Below are 18731 nucleotides of genomic sequence, written 5' to 3' on the forward strand. Positions count from 1 at the left end.
CGAGAACTGATGTTCGGGCGGCCCGGCGTTTCCGTCGGGCCGCACCGCCAGAAGGGGCAAAGCGGCATTTTGTTCGAATGCCCGCTTGCCAAAGTAAAAACGCCCCTTTAAGGGGCGCCTTCCCGGAACGATGGGGCCGTAGCTCAGCTGGGAGAGCGTCGCAATGGCATTGCGAAGGTCAGGGGTTCGATCCCCCTCGGCTCCACCATCCACCCGGTTTCGACCGGCAAGAAGGGCGCCGGACGGGCGCCCTTTTGTGTTATGGCGGCGGCGCGGTTGCGCGCCTGACCTCAGGCCTTCGCACGATCGCGCGCGACGCTTTGGCTCAGCAGTGCGAAATGTCCGTGATCGAACCCTGCGGCGTGGAAGCGGTCGAGTTCGGCAAGCGGCACGCGGCGGCCGTCGCGGCGCACCAGCACGGCCATCCGCCGCAATGCCTCAAGCCGCGCGTCGGCCAGCGCGGGGTTGGGGCGCGCGCCGAACAACGTTCCCATCGCGATCGACATCGGCCCCGGCGCTCGCAATGACGACAGCGTGTCGCGGCGCGCCAAGGCAATCGCCGACCATTCCAGCGGGGAGAAGGATGCGCGCTGCGTAACGGCACGCGGATTGGCGCCACCATGGTCGAGCACCGGCACATGTTCGGAAAAATTGCGATAAGCCATGTCGGATATCCATTGGTCGAGGGCGCACGACACCGCCGGCGATCGGATCGCCGGGTGGTGCAGAACCGCCCGTTCGTGGCGCCATGCAGGAAAGGGCAGCCACGAAACTGGTTCAGGGAGAGGTGGGGTCCGGCGCCGGGATCAGCGCGGGCGGGTAATGGTTTTCGTCGGGGTCATCGCGCTCCCTTTGCATGAAGAAGCGCCGTTGCGGGCCTTCAATACCGGTTGGTATATAAGTCCCGCGCCATGCCGTCAATCACATCTATACCGATTGGTCTGAAAAGTTTTAATGCAGTGGCCGGGGCAACTAAGCAGCCCTATCGCGTCGGCCAGAACTTGAGCGCCAGATCGACCGTGCGGTCCAGTTCCCCGCGTGTCGCGCCGGACCCGGCCTGCACCGCAAGCCCCTGAAGAAACGCAAAAAGATAATTAATCAGTGCCTCGACATCGATTTCGGTCCCGAAATCGCCTTGAGCGCGGGCACGCTCGAACCGTTCGATCAGCGCGGCTCGCGACGATGCCCGACGCGCAATCACTTCGTCCCGGATGCCCTGCGCGTCATCGCCGCATGTGACGGTGCTGATGACACCAAGGCAGCCCTTGGCATCGGCTTCGCTGGTCTGGTTTGCGACTCCGCCCCGCATCAGCCGTTCGACCACGCCGCGCGCCGTGGGCGCGTCGAGCGCGCAGCGCATATAGTCGAGCTTTTCGCGCTCGTATAAATCCAGCGCCTTGCGGAACAGCGATTCCTTGTTGCCGAACGCGGCATAGAGGCTGGGGCGCGTGATCCCCATCGCTTCGGTCAGGTCGGTGATCGACGCGCCTTCATACCCCTTGGTCCAGAAGATGTGCAGCGCCTTGGCAAGCGCCGCATCGGTGCAGAACTCGCGTGGGCGGCCCTTTGGGGCAGGCGAAAGAACAGTGGCCATCACCCGGATATAAGCATTCGACCCGCCGCGATCAAATGACGCTTGCCAGCGGTTTGCTGCGCCGCCCGCATAAAAAAGGGGCGGCCGCAGCGAATGCGACCGCCCCAACCACCTCTATGGGCGGGGGAGGAACGTTAGAAGCGGAAGCGAACGCCCGCGCGATAGGTGCGGCCCAGCATGTCGTAGAGCGCCGGGTTCGAGAAATAGGGCGACAGCGCCGGATTACGGTCGAACAGATTGTCGACCTTGAAATAGGCGGTGACTTCCTCGGTCAGGTTATAGGTGCCGCCAATGTCCATATAGAAGGCGCCGGGGACGAAATTGTCTTCCGGGCTGATCGTCTGGTTGTTGCCGGTCGACACCGGGCAGGTGCCGGGGGCGCATTCGATATAATTGTTGCTGATGACGCCATCGCTGAACCAGCGTTCCTGGATCAGGATCGAGAAATCGTCGGTCGAATAGCTCTGCGTCGCCAGCCATTTCCAGTCAGGCGTATTGCCCAGGTTCGCACCCGCCGAATCGTTGGGGATGGTGCCCGGCAGGCCCGAATCGCTGATATATTCGGCGATATGCGTCGCCAGCGCGCGCACGACGAACGTGCCCGGCAGGTTCAGCGGATTGCGCCACTGATAGCTTGCCTCGATATCGAAGCCCTGGGTTTCGATCGACGCGAAGTTGAACGACTGCACGTTGATGAAGTTCGGGCCTTCGGTAGCGTTCAGATTGAACGAGTCGCACGTTTCGGGAAGGATGTTCTCGAAACACAGGTTGACGATCTGTCCGGCACCCAGGCTGGAGATCACGTCGTCGATCTTGATCTGATACCAGTCGAACGACAGGCTCAGGCCCGGAAACCAGGACGGGTTCGAAAGCGCGATGCCCGCCGTGGTGTTCCGCGCGATTTCAGGCGTCAGATCGGGATTGCCGACCGTATATTGCAGTGCAAGCACGTTGCGGTTGTTGAACGGGTCGAAGAAGTTGGGCAGCGTCGTGGTGACGGGCGCCGCGAACAGTTCCGACAGGTTCGGGGCGCGCACGTCGCGTGAGGTCACGCCGCGGATGCGAAGGCCGTCGATCGGCAATTCCCAGGTGCCGCCGATCTTCCACGCCCAGACGGTGCCCGATGTTGAATAATCGGTCACGCGCGCGGCCCCGTTGATGTTCGCCCGGCCGGCGGCATCCGAATTGATGATCGGAAGATCGGCTTCGATGAAGCCTTCCGCCACGCTGTACGCGCCGGTGCCGTTGCGGTAGTTGCCGGCATACCAGTTCACGCCGTCGTCACGCAGGATGGGGTCGGCGGGATAGGCATTGCTGAACGGCGTGTTCGCACTGCCCGCCCCATAAGGATCGGCTTCCACATTATAATATTCGTGGCGGAACTCGGCACCGAACGCGATCGACAGCGGCCCGGCCCACAGGTCGACCGGCTGGCCCGAGAAGTTCAGGCTGACCACATCCTGCGTCTGGCGCGTGCGCTGATACGGGCCATTTTCGGGCATGACGTATCGAAGCGCTGCTTCCGAAGCGCCGCCGCCGATGATGTTCAGCGGCTGACACCCATTGGCGCGCGCCACCGGATCGCGGCAGACGATCGATCCGTTCAGGGCGACCGCGTCGATCGCCTGATTGAAGCGATTGTTCAGCAGGATGTTGGTCACGTCCACGTTCTGATAGGTCGTGCCGTGCTGATAGAAGATGTCGTAGTTCCAGTCGCCGCCGAACACCGGCACCTTACCCTTCGCACCACCGACGAAGCGATACAGACGGCGATCGGTCGCAACCTGCGAACTGCCGAGTGACGCGTTGCTGGTGCCGTAACGGAAGCTGGTGATCCCCGCTGCAGCGCATTGTGCCTGGACCGATTGCGGCAGGAACGGGTTTTCGCACTGGATAGTCAGGTTGGGGCGGTTCTGGCCGTTGATCGGCTGGTTCGCCGTCTTGACCTGACCGATGGTGACGGTGCCGTAGATCTCGTTGTCGGGCGCGAAGTCGTAGCCGAGACGGGTATAGGCGTTCAGGCGCTCGATGCTCGATTTGAGCGAACGGCCCGAATCGACATTGCCCGAGACATCGCCGCCCTGACAGAAGCCGAAGTCGCAACCGATGACATTGCCCGCGTCATTGCGCGCGGGAACGCCGTTTGAACCATATTGGAACTGGAACGGGTTGCCCGTCTGATCGAACGCGATGCCCTGCAGCGGACCGGCGGTGATGAGACCATATTTGGTGAAGCCGATCGACTGCGCGAAATCGCGCAGCACCAGTTGCGGGTTACCGTCGTCGCGGATGTTGCGGTCGACCAGCGTGCGCTGGGTGAACCAATCGCGGCCGCCGGCCAGCCCGATGCCATAGGGACCGGGGCCGACGCCCGCTTCGTTGCCATATTCGGTGCTGACGACCAGGTGCAGCGTGTCGTTGAGAAAGCTCTTGCCGCCGGCGAGCTGGACCAGCACGCCTTCATCATCGGCATAATCGGTGATGCTGCCCTGGACATTGCCCTTCAGGCCTTCGAACCGGGTGTCGGTGATGAAGTTGACGACGCCGCCGACCGCGTCCGAGCCATAGGATGCGGACGCGCCGCCATTCACGACATCGACGCGCCGGATCAGAAGCTGCGGGAACAGGCTGACATCGGGCACGCCCGACACGTTCGCGCCGACCACGCGCTGGCCGTCGAGCAGCGTCAGCGTGCGGATCGCGCCCACGCCGCGCAGCGAGAAGGAGCTGAGCCCCTGCGCGCCGCTGGAGGTGCTGAAGGTATTGACCTGCGTGCCGCTCGACCCCTGCAGCGAGGGGAGCTGGGCGACGGTGCTGAAGATATTAGGCTGGGCATTGGCGGCGATCTGTTCGTCGCCGATGACCGTCGTCGGCGTGGGCGCGTTGAAGCCGCTGGCGGTAATGCGCGAACCGGTGACGATGATGTCCTGCGGCGCGCTGGGGGCATCGTCGGCTTCGGCGGTGGGGGGCAGGGCGCCCTGGGGCGCGCCAGGCGGCGGCGCGGCTTCTGGCGTGGTCTGCGCCAGTGCCGGGGCGGACAGCGCGCACATCGACAATGCCAGGATGCTGGCCGCGCCATGGCGCAGCCGGACGTTTTTCAACAGGCTGTAACGTTCTGAAAACATACCACTCTCCCTGAATTGCGGCCCGCGTTATCTGCGGTGACGATCATTGGAACGGGCGTTTCGGCCATGGCCGAAACGATCCATTCAAACGGTCGGGAGGGCGGCAATTGGCCTGATCCCCACGACCGGGTTCTGCTTCACTGCGACCAATACCACGACACGTCAACGATAATATCAGATACGATGTTAACGAAACCGGGGCGTTTTCCTGCGGTCAGCGACCGCAAAATTAAAGTTCAGCGAAAAAATACGTCTATAAACAAATAGATATGTGTAACATTTGAACGTTTTGTCGTGGCGCTTGACAAAAACCCCGCTTCGCAGCCACGGTAACGCTACCAACGATGAGTTACCCAACCCCGGCGGGTTGTCAATACTCATACATTTGCCTTAGTCGGTCGAACCGTCGCAATCGGTGATCCCGGCTGGTTTTCGGTGCCTGGAATGCCGCCAAAAACAAGCTGGTTACGTTAACGGAGCAGGTGCCTTGAAAATACGCGGCATTCCCAGCCTTAGGTGGACGATAATCGGCCTGTTCGTGGGCGCGATGATCATCAATTATCTGTCGCGAGCGGTGCTGGGCGTCGCGGCGCCGGTCATCCTCGATGAGCAGTCGATCACCAGCGAACAATATGGCTGGATCACCGGCGCTTTTCAGATCGGTGTGATGTTTCAGCCACTGGCTGGTTATATTCTGGACGGCGTTGGGCTGCGAATCGGGTTCGGGGTATTCGTCGCGACCTGGTCGCTGATTACCATGGCGCACGCCTTTGCCAGCGGCTGGATGGGATTCGCGGCGTTGCGCGGGATACTGGGTCTGGCGGAAGGGTCGGCGCAGCCAGCGGGGCAGAAGCTGGTCGCCGAATGGTTTCCAGCGCGCGAACGCGGCGTCGCGGGCGGCATCTATAATATCGGCGCATCCTTTGGTGCGGTATTCGCCCCGCCGCTGGTGGCGTGGGCCGTGATGACACAGAGCTGGCGGCTGGCCTTCATCGTCGCGGGCGGCATTGGCGTGGTGTGGGCGCTGATCTGGTATATCTGGTATCGCGCGCCCCAGCAGCACCCGGCCCTCAGCGATGTCGAGCGCGATTATATCCTGACAGGACAGGAAGCGCGGCTGGCCGCGCTGGATGCCAAGCCGTCGATTCTGGCGCTGATCCGCCGCCGCGACCTGTGGGGCATCGCGCTGCCACGGATGCTGGCCGATCCGGTGTGGGGCATGTTGTCGTTCTGGATGCCGCTGTATCTGGCGCGCGAACGCGGGTTCGACCTGACGCAGCTGGCATTGTTCGCGTGGCTACCGTTCCTGGCGGCCGACCTTGGCTGTCTGTTCGGGCCGGCGGTGGTCGCGTTCCTGCAACGCCGCAACATCGACCTGATCGACGCCCGCCGCTGGGCCTTCACGCTGGGCGCGGTGATGATGACGGGCATGGCGTTCGTCGGCGTCGTCACCAATCCCTATGTCGCGATCGGGCTGCTTTGCCTGGGCGGGTTCGCACACCAGACATTGTCGGTCACGGTCATCACCATGGCATCGGACCTGTTCCGCCGGAACGAGGTTGCGACCGCGGCGGGCATGGCCGGGCTGGCGGGCAATCTGGGGGTGCTCGTCTTCTCGCTGGTGCTTGGCCAGATGGTCGACGATGTCGGCTATGAACCCTTTTTCATCCTTCTTGGCGTGCTCAACCTGATCGGCGCGACCATCCTCTGGACATTGGTGCGTAAACCCGCATGACCCACATCGCCAATCCCGTGCTGCCGGGCTTCAATCCCGATCCGTCGATCCTGCGCGTCGGTGACGATTTCTACATCGCGACCTCGACCTTTGAATGGTATCCGGGCGTCCAGATTCACCACAGCCGCGACCTGGTGAACTGGCGGCTGGTCTCGCGCCCGCTGAACCGTGCGAGTCAACTCGACATGCGCGGCGATCCCGATTCGTGCGGCGTATGGGCGCCCGACCTGACCTATGCCGATGGCCGCTTCTGGCTGATCTTCACCGATGTGAAGCGCTATGGCACCACGACCGTCGACGGCGCGACGGGTGTGTCGCTTCGCGACTTCCACAATTATGTCGTTACCTGTGACACGATCGACGGTGAGTGGTCCGACGCAACCTATCTGAACAGCAGCGGGTTTGATCCGGCGCTGTTCCATGATGATGACGGGCAGAGCTGGCTGCTGAACATGCTGTGGAATCACCGGCCGGGCGACAGCCGCTTTGCCGGGATCGTGGCGCAGACGTTCGACCGCGAAACGATGATGCTGACCGGCGATCCGCACCTTATCTTTAAGGGAACCGAGCGCGGCTTTACCGAAGGCCCGCATATTCTGAAGCATGGCGGCTGGTATCATCTGCTGGTGGCGGAGGGCGGCACGGGATGGAACCACGCCGCCGTGATGGCGCGTTCGCGCAACCTGCTCGGCCCCTATGAAGTGCATCCCGATGGCGCGGTGCTGACGGCGGCGGGGCGGCGCGAAGGTTCACTGACGCGCACCGCGCATGGCGACATCATGGAGCTGGCCGATGGGACGCCGTGGATCGCCTATCTGTGCGGGCGTCCGCTTGGGCAGCATAAGCGTTGCGTGCTGGGCCGCGAAACGTCGATCCAGCCGCTTCGCTGGTGCGAGGACGGCTGGCTGCGGACGCTGGACGGCGACGCCCGGCCCGATCCCGCGCCGCCTGCGCCCGATCTGCCGCCCGCGCCCTGGCCTGACGAAAGCTGGGACGGCTCATTCACCGGCGATACGCTGCCCCAGCCGCTGCAATGGCTTCGCACGCCGCATTGGGAACATCTGTTCAGCCTGACCGAACGCCCCGGCCAGTTGCGGCTGTTCGGGCGCGAGACGATCGGCAGCCTGTTCGAACAGTCGCTGGTCGCGCGTCGCCAGACGCATTTCAGTTATGCCGCGACGACCTGTGTCGAGTTCGAGCCGCGCGATTTTCAGGCGTCGGCGGGACTGGTCTGCTACTACAACAGCACCAAGTTCCATTATCTGCACATCAGCCGTGATGCCGCGATTCGTCAGTTGTTGCTGATGACCGCGACACCCGAAGGGGAGGGCGGAACGACGCTCAACACGCTGGCGACGCTGCCCGATGGCCCGATCGAACTTCGCGTCGATGTCGATGAAGCCGAACTGCGCTTTGGCTGGCGCGCCGCCGGTGCGTCTGACTGGAATGCCGCCGGGCCGGTGCTCGATGCGACGATCCTGTCGGACGAAGCCACGCTGCCGGGCCTGCCCAATTTCACCGGCACGTTCGTCGGTATCGCGTGTCAGGACGTATCGGGCCGGGGCACGCCCGCCGATTTCGCCTGGTTCCGATATGAAGGGCGCGACGCCGACTAAGCGGCGGTGGCGGCGCTGCCGGCGACGGGGGCTGCCGATTCGCGCGTGACGATCGCGTGTTCGAGCACGCGGTCGCTGGCCGGGCGGCGATCGCCGGCGGCGACATTCGCGACCAGCACCGCCAGCGCTTCGGCGGCCAGCCGATGCACGGGCTGGCGCACCGTCGTCAGCGGCGGCCACAGCGTGACGGCGGCGGTGGTGTCGTCAAAGCCCATGACCGACAACTCCTCCGGCACGTCCAGATGGCGGCGATGCGCGACCGACACGACGGCGGCGGCCATGTCGTCGTTGCTGGCGAAGATCGCGGTCGGCGGCGTCGGTCCTTCGAGCAGTTGCTCCCCCGCCGCCAGGCCCGATGCATAGCTGAAATCGCCCTGCGCCACGCGCACGTCGACGCCCGGCGTCTCGCGCACGGCGGCATAGAAACCCGCCATGCGTTCCGCACTGGCCGCCTGATCGGGATTGCCGAGCACGAAACCCAGGCGGCGATGGCCCAGATCGAGCAGATGACGCGTCGCTTCATAAGCTGCCAGCCGGTCGTCGATCCGCACGCAGATCGCGCCCGCCACCTGATAGGCGCCGACCGCCGCCATCGCGCAGCCCGCTTCGCGCAGCACGTTCAGCACCTGCGGCGATTCGCCCAGCGGCGGGGTCAGGATGACGCCCGACACGCCCGATGCGATCAGTTCGCGCAGCGCGTCGAGCGACGGGGGCTTGCCCGCCTCTCCCTTGAGCAGGATCAGCCGCGCGCCGCGCGTCGATGCTTCCTCGAACACGCCGGTCAGGAACTCGCTCATGAACGCCGCGCTGGGATTGGAATAGATGACGCCGATCCGCAATTCGCCCGATGTGACCAGGCTGCGTGCCGCGACATTGGGGGTATAGGCCAGCGCCTCGATCGAGCGTTGCACCGCCACGCGTGTTTCGGGGCGGACACCTGAACGACCATTGATGACCCGCGACACGGTCATCGGCGATACGCCCGCATGTGCAGCGACGTCGATGATCGTCGCGCCGCGCGCGCTGCGAACGATTTTTTTCACCCGGCCCCTGTCGAACGTCCCCTGGAGCGAGCAGACCTAAAGGCTTTTCGCACGCGGGGTAAAGCGTTGGTCGATGATTTTTCCGGCGGCAAGCGCCGGACTGGCTGGGGCGGCAGGATTCGAACCTGCGAATGGCGGCACCAAAAGCCGCTGCCTTACCACTTGGCGACGCCCCAACATCACCCGCGGGTGAGGGTGGCGCTTATACCCGCGAAATTGGCCGTGAAAAGGGGGTCAAAGGATGCGTTCGACCCAATTGTGCGGATCGGGCGCCTGGCCCTTCTGAATGGCGACCAGATGTTCGCGCAGGCGGCCGGTCATTTCGCCGGGGCCGCCATTGCCGATGCGGAAGTCGCGGGTCCGCCCGCGCACCCGACCGATCGGCGTCACGACGGCGGCGGTGCCGCACGCGAAACTTTCGCGCAGGCGGCCGCTGGCGGCGTCCGCTTCCCACTGGTCGATCGAATAGGGCGCCTCGCGCACGGTGGCGCCGGCTTCTCGCGCCAGCGTCAGGATCGAATCGCGCGTGATGCCGGGCAGGATCGTGCCGGTCAGCGGTGGCGTCTGGATCGATCCGTCGTCGAACACGAAAAAGGTGTTCATGCCGCCCAGTTCCTCGACCTGCACGCGCTCGACCGCGTCGAGGAACACGACCTGGTCGCAGCCCTCGCGGATCGCCTCGGCCTGTGCCTGAAGGCTGGCGGCATAGTTGCCGCCGCATTTCGCCGCACCGGTGCCGCCGGGCGCGGCGCGCGTGAAATCGTCGGAAATCCAGACCGTGATCGACGGCGCGCCGCCCTTGAAATAGGCGCCGGCCGGAGAAGCGATGACCATGTAGAGATATTCGGCCGACGGTTTGACGCCCAGGAACACCTCGCTCGCGATCATGAAGGGGCGCAGATACAGCGAACCGCCCTCGATCCCCGGAATCCAGTCGCGATCGGCGGCGACCAGTGGGCGGATTGATTCGAGGAACAGTTCATCGGGCAGTTCGGCCATCGCCATGCGCTGAGCCGACGCGCGGAACCGTCGGGCATTGGCGTCGGCGCGGAACAGGGTCACGCCGCCGTCATCGGTGCGATAGGCCTTCAGCCCCTCGAAAATCTCCTGTGCGTAATGAAGCACGGCACAGGCCGGGTCCATCTGAAGCGGCGCGCGTGGCTGGACGGCCATGTCGTGCCAGCCCCTGTCGGCGTTCCAGCGGGCGATCGCCATGTGATCGGTGAAAACGCGCCCGAAACCGGGGTTTTCGAGGATGCCCGCGCGGGTCGTCGCATCGACGGGGCTTGCGTGGCGCTCCAGCGGAAAGGTCGGCGTGTCGGCAAGCATCGTCGGGTTCATCGCATCGGTCCATGGCTGTCGTGGCGCAGGCGGTTAGCCCGGCGGCTTGCGGGACGCTAGGTGCGCTGGCAGAACAGGTCAACATGGCTGGCCCAACAACGCCCGAACCCTATCGCCCGGCATCGCCGCTGTTCCTGCGCGAGCCGGAGATTCGCAAGGGCGTCGAGTTGCTGTATTTCGGCTATAGCCATCTGACCCGCGCGATCGACGAGGGGCTGGCCGAACAGGGGCTGGGCCGCGCGCATCATCGCGCATTGTATTTCATCGCGCGTCAGCCGGGACTGACGGTCAGTCAGTTGCTGGGGTTGCTGGCGATTACTAAGCAGTCGCTGGGCAGGGTGCTGACCGACCTGACGGCGCGCGGGCTGGTGGAGATGCGGCCGGGCGACCGCGACCGGCGCCAGCGGCTGCTGCGCCTGACACCCGAAGGCGCGGCGCTGGAGGCGCGCTTGTTCGAAGGACTGCGCGAACGGTTGTCGTCGGCGTATCAAAGCGCGGGGCAGGGCGCGGTCGGCGGTTTCTGGGCCGTGCTGGAGGGCCTCATCCCGCCCGAAGAGCGCCAGCGGCTGGCCGCGCTGGGAAAATAGCGGGGGAACCCTCAGTAATGGCCCCGCCGCGGCTTTTGCTGACGCTTGCTCGGTAGCGTGTCGGCCATGCGTGCACCGCGCTCACCGATCGGGCGCGCTGGCCCGGTGGTGGTGTCGAACGCGGTCTGGCGTTCGGATTCGGCGTTCAGTTCGGCGCCGATCAACACCGAAAAGCTCGACACGAACAGCCACATCAGCAGCACGACCACCGCGCCCAGCGCGCCATAGGTTGCGTTGTAATTGGCGAAATTGGCGGCATAGATACCGAAGCCCACCGTTGCCAGCAGCCACAGCACGGTCGCCGTAACCGACCCGATGCTCAGCCAGCGCCAGCGCGCCGGCGCGCGATCGGGACCATAGCGATAGATGAAGGCAAAGGCCGAACTGGCGATCGCGCCCGCCACGACCCAGGTCAGGATCTGCATCGTCAGCACCCCCGCCGGACCCAGCAGGTCGGTCAGGAACCGCAAATAGCCGAGCGCAATGGCCGAGAGCAGGCCGGTGATCGCCGCGATGATCGCGCCAATGGTCAGCATGGCCGACAACAGCGTGGTGACGATGAAGTTGCGGCTTTCTTCCTCCTCGTAAATCACATTGAGCGCCTGGATGATCGCGCTCGACGCGCGCATCGCGCCGTAAATCGACAGGATCAGGGCAATGGCGAGGCCAAGGCCCGCCTTGTCCGACGCGGTGCTGACGATCGATATCAGTTGTTCCGAAATCAGGCGCGCGGCGTCGGCAGGCACCAGTTCGAATACCGTTTCCATATGCACGACGACCGTTTGCGGATCGGCAAACAGGCCATAGCTCATGACAATCGCACCGAGCAGCGGGACGAACGAGAGAAACGCGTAAAACGCCACCCCAGCCGCCATCAGCGACAGATTGTGATAGCCGGTCATCGTCCACACGCGCCCCAGGATCGATCGCCACGCCGCCCAGGGGTGCTGCCAGGGGCGGGTCGAGTTACCGCCGGGCGGCAGTTCTTCGTGGCGAGCGGCGGGGTTCGCGGCGGTGTCGGCCATCAAGGCTCCCTGTTCGTTCTTTCGGTCATCGATGCGGTGGACGACCCTGTAACGACCGAACCCATGATGGGATGCACAGCCGGCCGCGATTGCTTTAAGACTGATCTTGGCCGAAAAAATGCGATCGTTGCCGGAGCGAAACGCGCGTCCGGACGTTGCGAGGGATCGGGAACGGGGCTGTCGACCCCGCAAGGTGATGAGCGGGGACTGCGTGGGGATCAGGGGTTTCAGAGCAATCAGGGCCGGTCTTGTCGCGAGCGTTGCCATCGCGGCGTATCCGGCGGGCGCACAGATCGCGCCCGATCCGACCCGGTCGAACCAGTCGACGCCCGCGCCTGAACCCGCGCCGTCCCCCGCGCCGCAAGGATCGGCGGACACGCCGATCGTAACCGACGATCAGTTCGAATCCGAATTGCCGCAATTGTCGAGCGACCCCAACGCGCCGCTGGAGCCGATGGAAGCGTTCGAAGTTCCGGCAGACCCGGCCAGCAACGATCCCGCGCAGGCGAGCGGTGATGTGCCTGCCGCCGCCGCTGTCCCGGCGCCACAGACCAACGATCCCGACGCCATCCCGCCGCAGCCATTGCCCGGCGAAGCGGTGCTGGCAGAACCGTTGCCGCCACTTTCGAGCTTTGATGTCAATCCGCCCGCGCAGGTGGCGGACGCGTCCGACCCACGCACCGTGGAAATCCGCTACATCACCGAGGTCGAGGGGCTGGACGAGCTGGAGCTGAACGGCCAGTTCGAGGAATTGTCGGCGCTGGAGGAAGGCGACGGCAAGGCGGCGAATGCGACGATGGTCGCTGCCCGCGCCAGGGAGGACGAACAGCTTGCCGTCCGGCTGATGCGGTCGCTGGGCTATTATGATGCCAGCGCGGTTTCGACGGTCGAACAGAACCCCGCCAATTCGGGCAATCTGAAAGTCACGCTGACGGCGACACCGGGCGAGCGTTACAATCTGGGTTCGGTGGACGTGCGCGCGAACCAGACCGTTCCCGCCGATCTGGTCCGCAACGAACTGCCGCTGAAGGTCGGCGATCCGATCGAGGCGGCGCGCGTGCAGGGGGCGGAGGCGAATGTTGCGCTGAAACTGCCGCAACAGGGCTATCCCTTTGTCCAAGTGGGGCAACGCGACATCCTGCTCGACGAGCGCGATTTTACCGGGGCCTATACGCTGCCGGTCGATACCGGGCCGCGATCGTCGTTCGGGACGATCTCGACCGAGGGCGATCTGGCCTTCGACCTTGACCATGTGCAGATTTTTCCGCGCTTTGAACCCGGCCAGCTTTATGACGCGCGGCTGGTCGACGACATGCGGGAAGCGCTGATCGCAACGGGCCTGTTCTCGACCGTCTCGGTCGAACCGCAGCGGACCGGCGTGCCGGGACCGGACGGCACCGAACAGGTCAACATGCTGGTCCGCCAGAATGCCGGACCGGCGCGCACGCTGGCGGCGGAAGCGGGCTATGGCACCGGCCAGGGCGTCCGGGTCGAGGGGACATGGACGCACCGCAATCTGTTCCCGGCCGAAGGCGCGCTGATCGGCAATGTGATTGCCGGCACGCAGGAACAGGGGGCGGGCGTCACGTTCCGGCGGTCGAATGTGGGCCGGCGCGACCGGACGTTTCAGGTCGGCGCATCGGCCAACCGTTCAAATTACGACGCGTTCGAGGCGTTCACCGGCACGCTCTCGGCGCGCTGGAGTTATGATTCGACGCCGATCTGGCAGAAACGCTGGACTTATTATTACGGTGCCGAACTGATCGGCACGAACGAGGACGTGTTCGATTTCGAGCTGAACGATCGCGTGCGCCGGACCTATGGCATCGCGGCGGTGCCACTGTTCCTGGGCTATGACACGTCGGACGACCTGCTCAATCCGACACGCGGTTTCCGCGTCAAGCTGAACCTCAGTCCCGAAGCGTCGGTGCAGGGCAGCGCGCGGCCCTATATCCGCTCGATGCTGGAAGTGACGGGCTATTATCCGATCAGCGACAGCCTGGTCATCGCCGGGCGTGCGCGGGCGGGATCGATCGCGGGGATTTCGCGCGACGACCTGGCGCCGTCGCGGCGCTATTATGCCGGTGGCGGCGGGTCGGTGCGCGGCTTCGGCTTCCAGGAACTGGGTCCGCGCACGATCGAACCGAACCCCGATTTCGATCCCGAGGACGAGGACAGCGAGCCGACGGTGTTCCGCCCCATTGGCGGGCGCAGCATCAACGAGTTCGCGCTGGAGGCCCGCTATCGCTTCGGCAATTTCGGCATCGTGCCGTTCATCGACGCGGGTCAGGTCTATGACTCGACCCTGCCCAAGGGTAGCGACCTGCGCTTCGGTGCGGGTATCGGCGGGCGTTTCTATACCAATTTCGGTCCGATGCGCGTCGATGTGGCGACGCCCATCAACAGGCGCGAGGGGGAATCGTTGATCGCGCTCTATATCTCCATCGGGCAGGCATTCTGATGGTCGAGGACACGCTGCCCCCCGTCGAAAACACCGGCGAAACCGTGATTGTCGAGCGGCGGCCGCTTTGGCAACGCATCCTGAGATGGGTGGGGATCGTGCTGGCGGCGATCGCGCTGCTGCTGGTGCTGATCGTCCTCGGCCTCAACACCTCGCCCGGCCGACGCTTTCTGGCCGACCGGATTGGCGGGTTCACCACCGCGTCGGGGCTGAACGTCAAGGTCGGGCGGATCGACGGGTCGATCTATGGCGCGATGATCCTGCGCGATATCCGGGTCAGCGATCCGCGCGGGGTGTTCGCCATGTCGCCGCAGGTCGCGGTCGACTGGCGCCCCTTTGCCTTTGCGCGCAGCCATGTCGATGTCCGCTCGCTGACCAGCCCGCTGGTCCGTGTCGCGCGCCTGCCCGAACTCAAGGCGGTGCCGAGCGACCCTGACGCGCCGCTGCTGCCCGATATCGATATCGACGTGAACCGGCTGGCGATCGACCGCATCGACCTTGCCGCACCGGTCGCCGGGCAGCGGTATCTGGCGCGGATCGCGGGTGAGATGCATATCGCCGATCGTCGCGCGCAATTGCTGGCCAATGGCGCGACGCTGGCGGGACCGGGGATCGCCGGTGGCGACCGCGTAACATTGGCGCTGGATGCCGTGCCCGACGATAACCGGCTTGACATCGACCTCAAGCTCGACGCGCCCGCGACCGGGCTGGTCGCGTCGATGGCCGGCCTCAAGTCGCCGCTGCGCCTGACCGTGGATGGCGACGGCAGTTGGCAGCGGTGGCAGGGGCGGCTGTCGGGGACTCTGGGCGGCGCGCAGCTTGCCAATCTGGGCGTTCAGGCGCGCAACGGCTTCTTCCAGGTGCGCGGCGCGGCGCGGCCGGGTCTGTATCTGGAAGGGCCGGTCGAGCGATTGACGGCGCCCGCGCTCCAGATCGCGCTTGACGCACGGTTGCTCGAACAGCGTCGGCTGGACACCAATCTGCGCCTGCGGTCGGACGCGATGGCGGTGGCGACGCAGGGTCTGCTCGACCTGGGCCGGAGCCGGTTCGGTGATTTCCGGGTCGAGGGGCAGTTGCTGACCCCCGGCGCGATTGCCGAAAATCTCAACGGAAACGCCGTGCGCGCCGAAATCGCGCTGAACGGCGCGTTCGCGGCGCCGACGGTCGACTACAAGGTTCAGGCGGCCGCGATCGGTTTCGGCGAAACCCGTGTCGAACGGCTTTATGCCGAGGGTCAGGCGACCGTCGACGCCGACCGCATCCTGATTCCCGTCAACGCACGCGCTGCGCGCATCGCCGGCCTGAACGCCGCGGTCGGCGGGCTGGTCACGAACGTCGCGTTGAACGGCGACATCGCGATCAACGGCGACCAGATCCTGTCGGACAACATGCGGATCCGCTCGGACCGGATCGATGCCACCGCCGTGCTGGTCGCCGACATGGGCACCGGGCGTTACACCGGCGCGCTCAAGGGGCGGGTCAATGATTACGAAGTCGCGTCGATCGGCATCATCGACCTTCAGACCAGCGCCGACCTGTATACGGCACCAAATGGCGGCTATGGCATTCGCGGCCGTGTGGTCACGCAGACCAAGCGCCTGTTCAACGATGGCATCCGCAGCTTCCTAGGCGGCAATGCCACGGCTGCGGTCGATGTCGCGCTGACCCCGGAAGGGCTGGTCACGTTTGACGACCTGCGCCTCAATTCGCCGCAATTCCGGATCACGCGCGGGCGCGGCAGCTATGATTTTGCCGGGCCGCTGCGGGTCGAGGCGGATGCCTATTCGACGCAATATGGGCCGTTGACCGCCCGCGTGTCGGGCAGCGTCGCGCAACCCGTGGTGCTGCTGCGCGCGCCCCGGCCGGGCGTGGGCATCGGCCTTGCCGATCTGGAAGCGCGCGTGCGTGGACAGGGTGACGGCTATGCCATCGTCGCAACCGGCGGCACCAATTACGGGCCGTTCAACGCCAATGTCCTGTTGCGGACCAGCCCGCGGTTGACTGCCGATATTCGCGACACGGTGTTCGCGGGCGTGACCTTCAATGGCCGTGTCGCGGCGACCGATGCGGGGCCGTTCGCCGGCGCGCTGGACTTTGCCGGATCGGGCGTGGTCGGGCGTGCCGAATTGGGCGCGCAGGGGCGCTATCAGACCGCCAATGTCGATGCGCGGGCGAATAACGCCACCATTCCCGGTGACCTGGGGATCAGCATCGGCCGGGCGATCGCCAACGCGCGCGTCGTCCTTTACGACGATGCGCCGGCTGTGACATTCGACGCACAGGTCGCCAATTTCCGTCAGGGCGAATATGTCGTGACACGCGCACGCGCACGCGGCGATTATCGCGGCGGCAATGGCTATGTTCAGGCGGTAGCGCGCGGCACCACCGGCGTTCCCTTCGACATCGCGGCCAATGCCCGGCTCAGCCCGGCGCTGTGGGTCGTCGCGCTCAAGGGGAAGGGCAACGGCATCGATTTCCGCACGGCTCAGCCCGCGCGGATCGATGTCAGCGGCGACGGATACCGGTTGCTGCCGACGCGCATCGTGTTCGACCAGGGTGCGCTGCGCGTCGCGGGGCGTTACGGCGATGGCTATTCGGCGCAGGGGCGGCTTGACCGGCTCGACCTCCAGATCGCGAATGCGCTGGTGCCGGGCCTGGGGCTGGGCGGGACCGCCAGCGGCAGTTTCGAAGTCAATCAGGGCGCCAGCGCAGCCTATCCTACGGGCAGTGCCCGCATTCTGGTCAACAATTTCACGCGCTCTGGTCTTTCAACGGTCTCCACTCCGGTGGATATCCAGTCGACCGTCGGTCTGACGGGCGGGCGCGCCGATATGCGCGCCATTGTCCAGCGCGGGGGTGCGACGATCGGGCGCGTGGTGGCACAGACCGGCACCAGCGCGTCGGCGCCGCTGACCGGCGGCATCCGCTACAACGGCCCATCGGAAGTGCTGTGGTCGCTCGGCGGAATCGCCGACCAGCAATTGTCCGGACCCGTGGGCATCGCCGCCGATTTCGGCGGGACGCTGGGCGCGCCGCGCGTCAACGGCCTCGTCCGCGCGAACAATCTTGTCTATGAGAATGAGACCTATGGCACGCGCCTGTCCGACATGCGCCTGACCGGCCGGTTCACCAACGACCGTTTCGTGCTGGAGGATCTGCGCGCGACCGCCGGCGACGGCAGCGTCACCGCCCAGGGCTTTGTCGGGCTGGCGTCGAACAGCGGCTTTCCGGTCGATATCCGGGCGACGTTGCAGGATGCACAGTTGGCGCGCAGCGACATGATCGGCGCGACCGCGACCGGCAATGTGCGCGTGACCAACGGCCGCGATGGCGGTCTGATCGAAGGCGATATCCGTATCCCGGAGGCGCGCTATCAGGTCATCCGGCAGGGTTCGGCCGAGGTCGCAGAACTGTCGGGCGTGCGCCGTCGCGGCACGGCGCTGGAGGCGGCCAACGCAGCCCCAGGCACGCCGCCACCGTCGGCGGGGCTGTTCCGCCTGAACATACGGGTCAGCGCCGACAACCAGCTTTACGTCTCGGGCATGGGGCTGGAGAGCGAATGGGAAGCCGATCTGCGGATCACGGGCACGTCATCCAACCCGCGCATCGTCGGTCAGATCGAGGCGATCCGCGGCACCTACAGCTTTGCCGGCAAGCGGTTCGAGCTGGACCGGGGCCTGATTACCTATGAAGGCAATGAACTGACCAACCCGAACATCGTCATTTCGGCCTCGACCACGACCGAGGGGGTGACGGCGACCATCAACGTCACGGGCACGGCGCAGCGCCCGCGCCTGTCGTTCACGTCCACGCCCGCGCTGGCGCAGGACGAGGTGCTGGCGCGCATCCTGTTCGGGCGATCCGTCACCAATTTGTCGGCCATCCAGGCGATCCAGCTTGCATCGGCGCTCAATTCGCTGCGCGGGTCGGGCGGCGGGCTGAACCCGCTAGGCGAGTTGCAGCAGGCGGGCGGCATCGATCGCTTGCGGATTTTGGGCGCTGACGAGGCGTCGGGTCGCGGCACGGCGTTGGCGGCGGGCCAGTATCTGACCGACGACATCTATGTCGAGATCATCACCGACGCGCGTGGCTTCACCGCCACGCAGCTGGAGATCGCGCTAAGCCGCGCGCTGTCACTCTTGTCGCAGACGGGCAGTTTCGGCGGGTCGAGCGTCAATCTGCGCTACTCGCGCGACTATTGAGG

General features: G+C 65.3%; 11 protein-coding genes and 2 tRNA genes. 6 read left to right on the forward strand and 7 right to left on the reverse strand.

All coding sequences use genetic code 11. From position 1 onward, the window contains the following. The first annotated feature begins 132 nt into the window (after nt 1-132). A tRNA-Ala gene (locus tag VL973_RS06895) sits at nt 133-208 on the forward strand. 82 nt (nt 209-290) lie between these two features. On the opposite strand, the gene VL973_RS06900 is transcribed toward VL973_RS06895, so the two are convergent. From VL973_RS06900 to VL973_RS06910, 3 genes are all read right to left on the reverse strand, one after another. Beyond that, nucleotides 291-665 (reverse strand): hypothetical protein, encoded by a 375-nt coding sequence (locus VL973_RS06900; RefSeq protein ID WP_325283292.1) that lies wholly within the window; start codon nt 663-665, stop codon nt 291-293. A gap of 317 nt (nt 666-982) precedes the next feature. Beyond that, a complete protein-coding gene (locus tag VL973_RS06905) occupies nt 983-1594 on the reverse strand; it encodes a TetR/AcrR family transcriptional regulator (RefSeq protein WP_325283293.1) in 612 nt (203 codons plus the stop codon). Nucleotides 1595-1728: 134 nt separating this feature from the next. Then, on the reverse strand, nt 1729-4719 hold the full coding sequence (locus tag VL973_RS06910; protein ID WP_325283294.1) for a TonB-dependent receptor plug domain-containing protein: 2991 nt from the start codon (nt 4717-4719) through the stop codon (nt 1729-1731). A 547-nt stretch (nt 4720-5266) separates the two neighbouring features. Between VL973_RS06910 and VL973_RS06915 the strand changes: the two genes are divergently transcribed. Both VL973_RS06915 and VL973_RS06920 read left to right on the forward strand, forming a co-directional pair. After that, nucleotides 5267-6454: an MFS transporter gene (locus VL973_RS06915; protein ID WP_325283311.1), complete on the forward strand. Its 1188-nt coding sequence runs from the start codon at nt 5267-5269 to the stop codon at nt 6452-6454. Then, entirely contained in the window at nt 6451-8070 is a 1620-nt protein-coding gene (locus VL973_RS06920) for a glycoside hydrolase family 43 protein (protein ID WP_325283295.1), read from the forward strand. Before VL973_RS06915 ends, VL973_RS06920 begins: the two co-directional genes overlap by 4 nt. Here VL973_RS06920 and VL973_RS06925 read toward each other — a convergent pair. The 3 genes from VL973_RS06925 to VL973_RS06935 form a co-directional block, all read right to left on the reverse strand. Continuing rightward, the gene (locus VL973_RS06925) at nt 8067-9113 is read right to left on the reverse strand and encodes a LacI family DNA-binding transcriptional regulator (RefSeq protein WP_325283296.1); all 1047 of its coding nucleotides are present in this window, start codon (nt 9111-9113) and stop codon (nt 8067-8069) included. The genes VL973_RS06920 and VL973_RS06925 overlap by 4 nt on opposite strands. A 101-nt stretch (nt 9114-9214) precedes the next feature. Beyond that, a tRNA-Gln gene (locus VL973_RS06930) sits at nt 9215-9289 on the reverse strand. Between the two features lie 58 nt (nt 9290-9347). Next, nucleotides 9348-10454, reverse strand: coding sequence for a branched-chain amino acid aminotransferase (locus VL973_RS06935; RefSeq protein WP_325283297.1), 1107 nt, complete (start codon nt 10452-10454; stop codon nt 9348-9350). An 83-nt stretch (nt 10455-10537) separates the two neighbouring features. Here VL973_RS06935 and VL973_RS06940 point away from each other — a divergent pair, with 83 nt between their 5' ends. Then, complete coding sequence (locus VL973_RS06940; RefSeq protein ID WP_325283298.1) at nt 10538-11041, forward strand: MarR family winged helix-turn-helix transcriptional regulator; 504 nt, start codon at nt 10538-10540, stop codon at nt 11039-11041. An 11-nt stretch (nt 11042-11052) separates the two neighbouring features. Here the strand turns inward: VL973_RS06940 and VL973_RS06945 are convergent, their stop codons facing one another. Beyond that, nucleotides 11053-12066, reverse strand: a complete 1014-nt coding sequence (locus VL973_RS06945) for a YihY/virulence factor BrkB family protein (protein ID WP_325283299.1) — start codon at nt 12064-12066, stop codon at nt 11053-11055. A gap of 196 nt (nt 12067-12262) precedes the next feature. Between VL973_RS06945 and VL973_RS06950 the strand changes: the two genes are divergently transcribed. Both VL973_RS06950 and VL973_RS06955 read left to right on the forward strand, forming a co-directional pair. After that, nucleotides 12263-14527 carry an autotransporter assembly complex protein TamA gene (locus tag VL973_RS06950; RefSeq protein WP_414712206.1) on the forward strand — a complete coding sequence of 755 codons (2265 nt, stop codon included), beginning with the start codon at nt 12263-12265 and terminating at the stop codon, nt 14525-14527. Next, a complete protein-coding gene (locus VL973_RS06955) occupies nt 14527-18729 on the forward strand; it encodes a translocation/assembly module TamB domain-containing protein (RefSeq protein WP_325283301.1) in 4203 nt (1400 codons plus the stop codon). The genes VL973_RS06950 and VL973_RS06955 overlap by 1 nt, the downstream gene beginning before the upstream one ends. The last annotated feature ends 2 nt before the right edge of the window (nt 18730-18731 follow it).

It is taken from the genome of Sphingomonas sp. (assembly GCF_035490575.1).
Taxonomy (GTDB): Bacteria; Pseudomonadota; Alphaproteobacteria; order Sphingomonadales; family Sphingomonadaceae; genus Sphingomonas.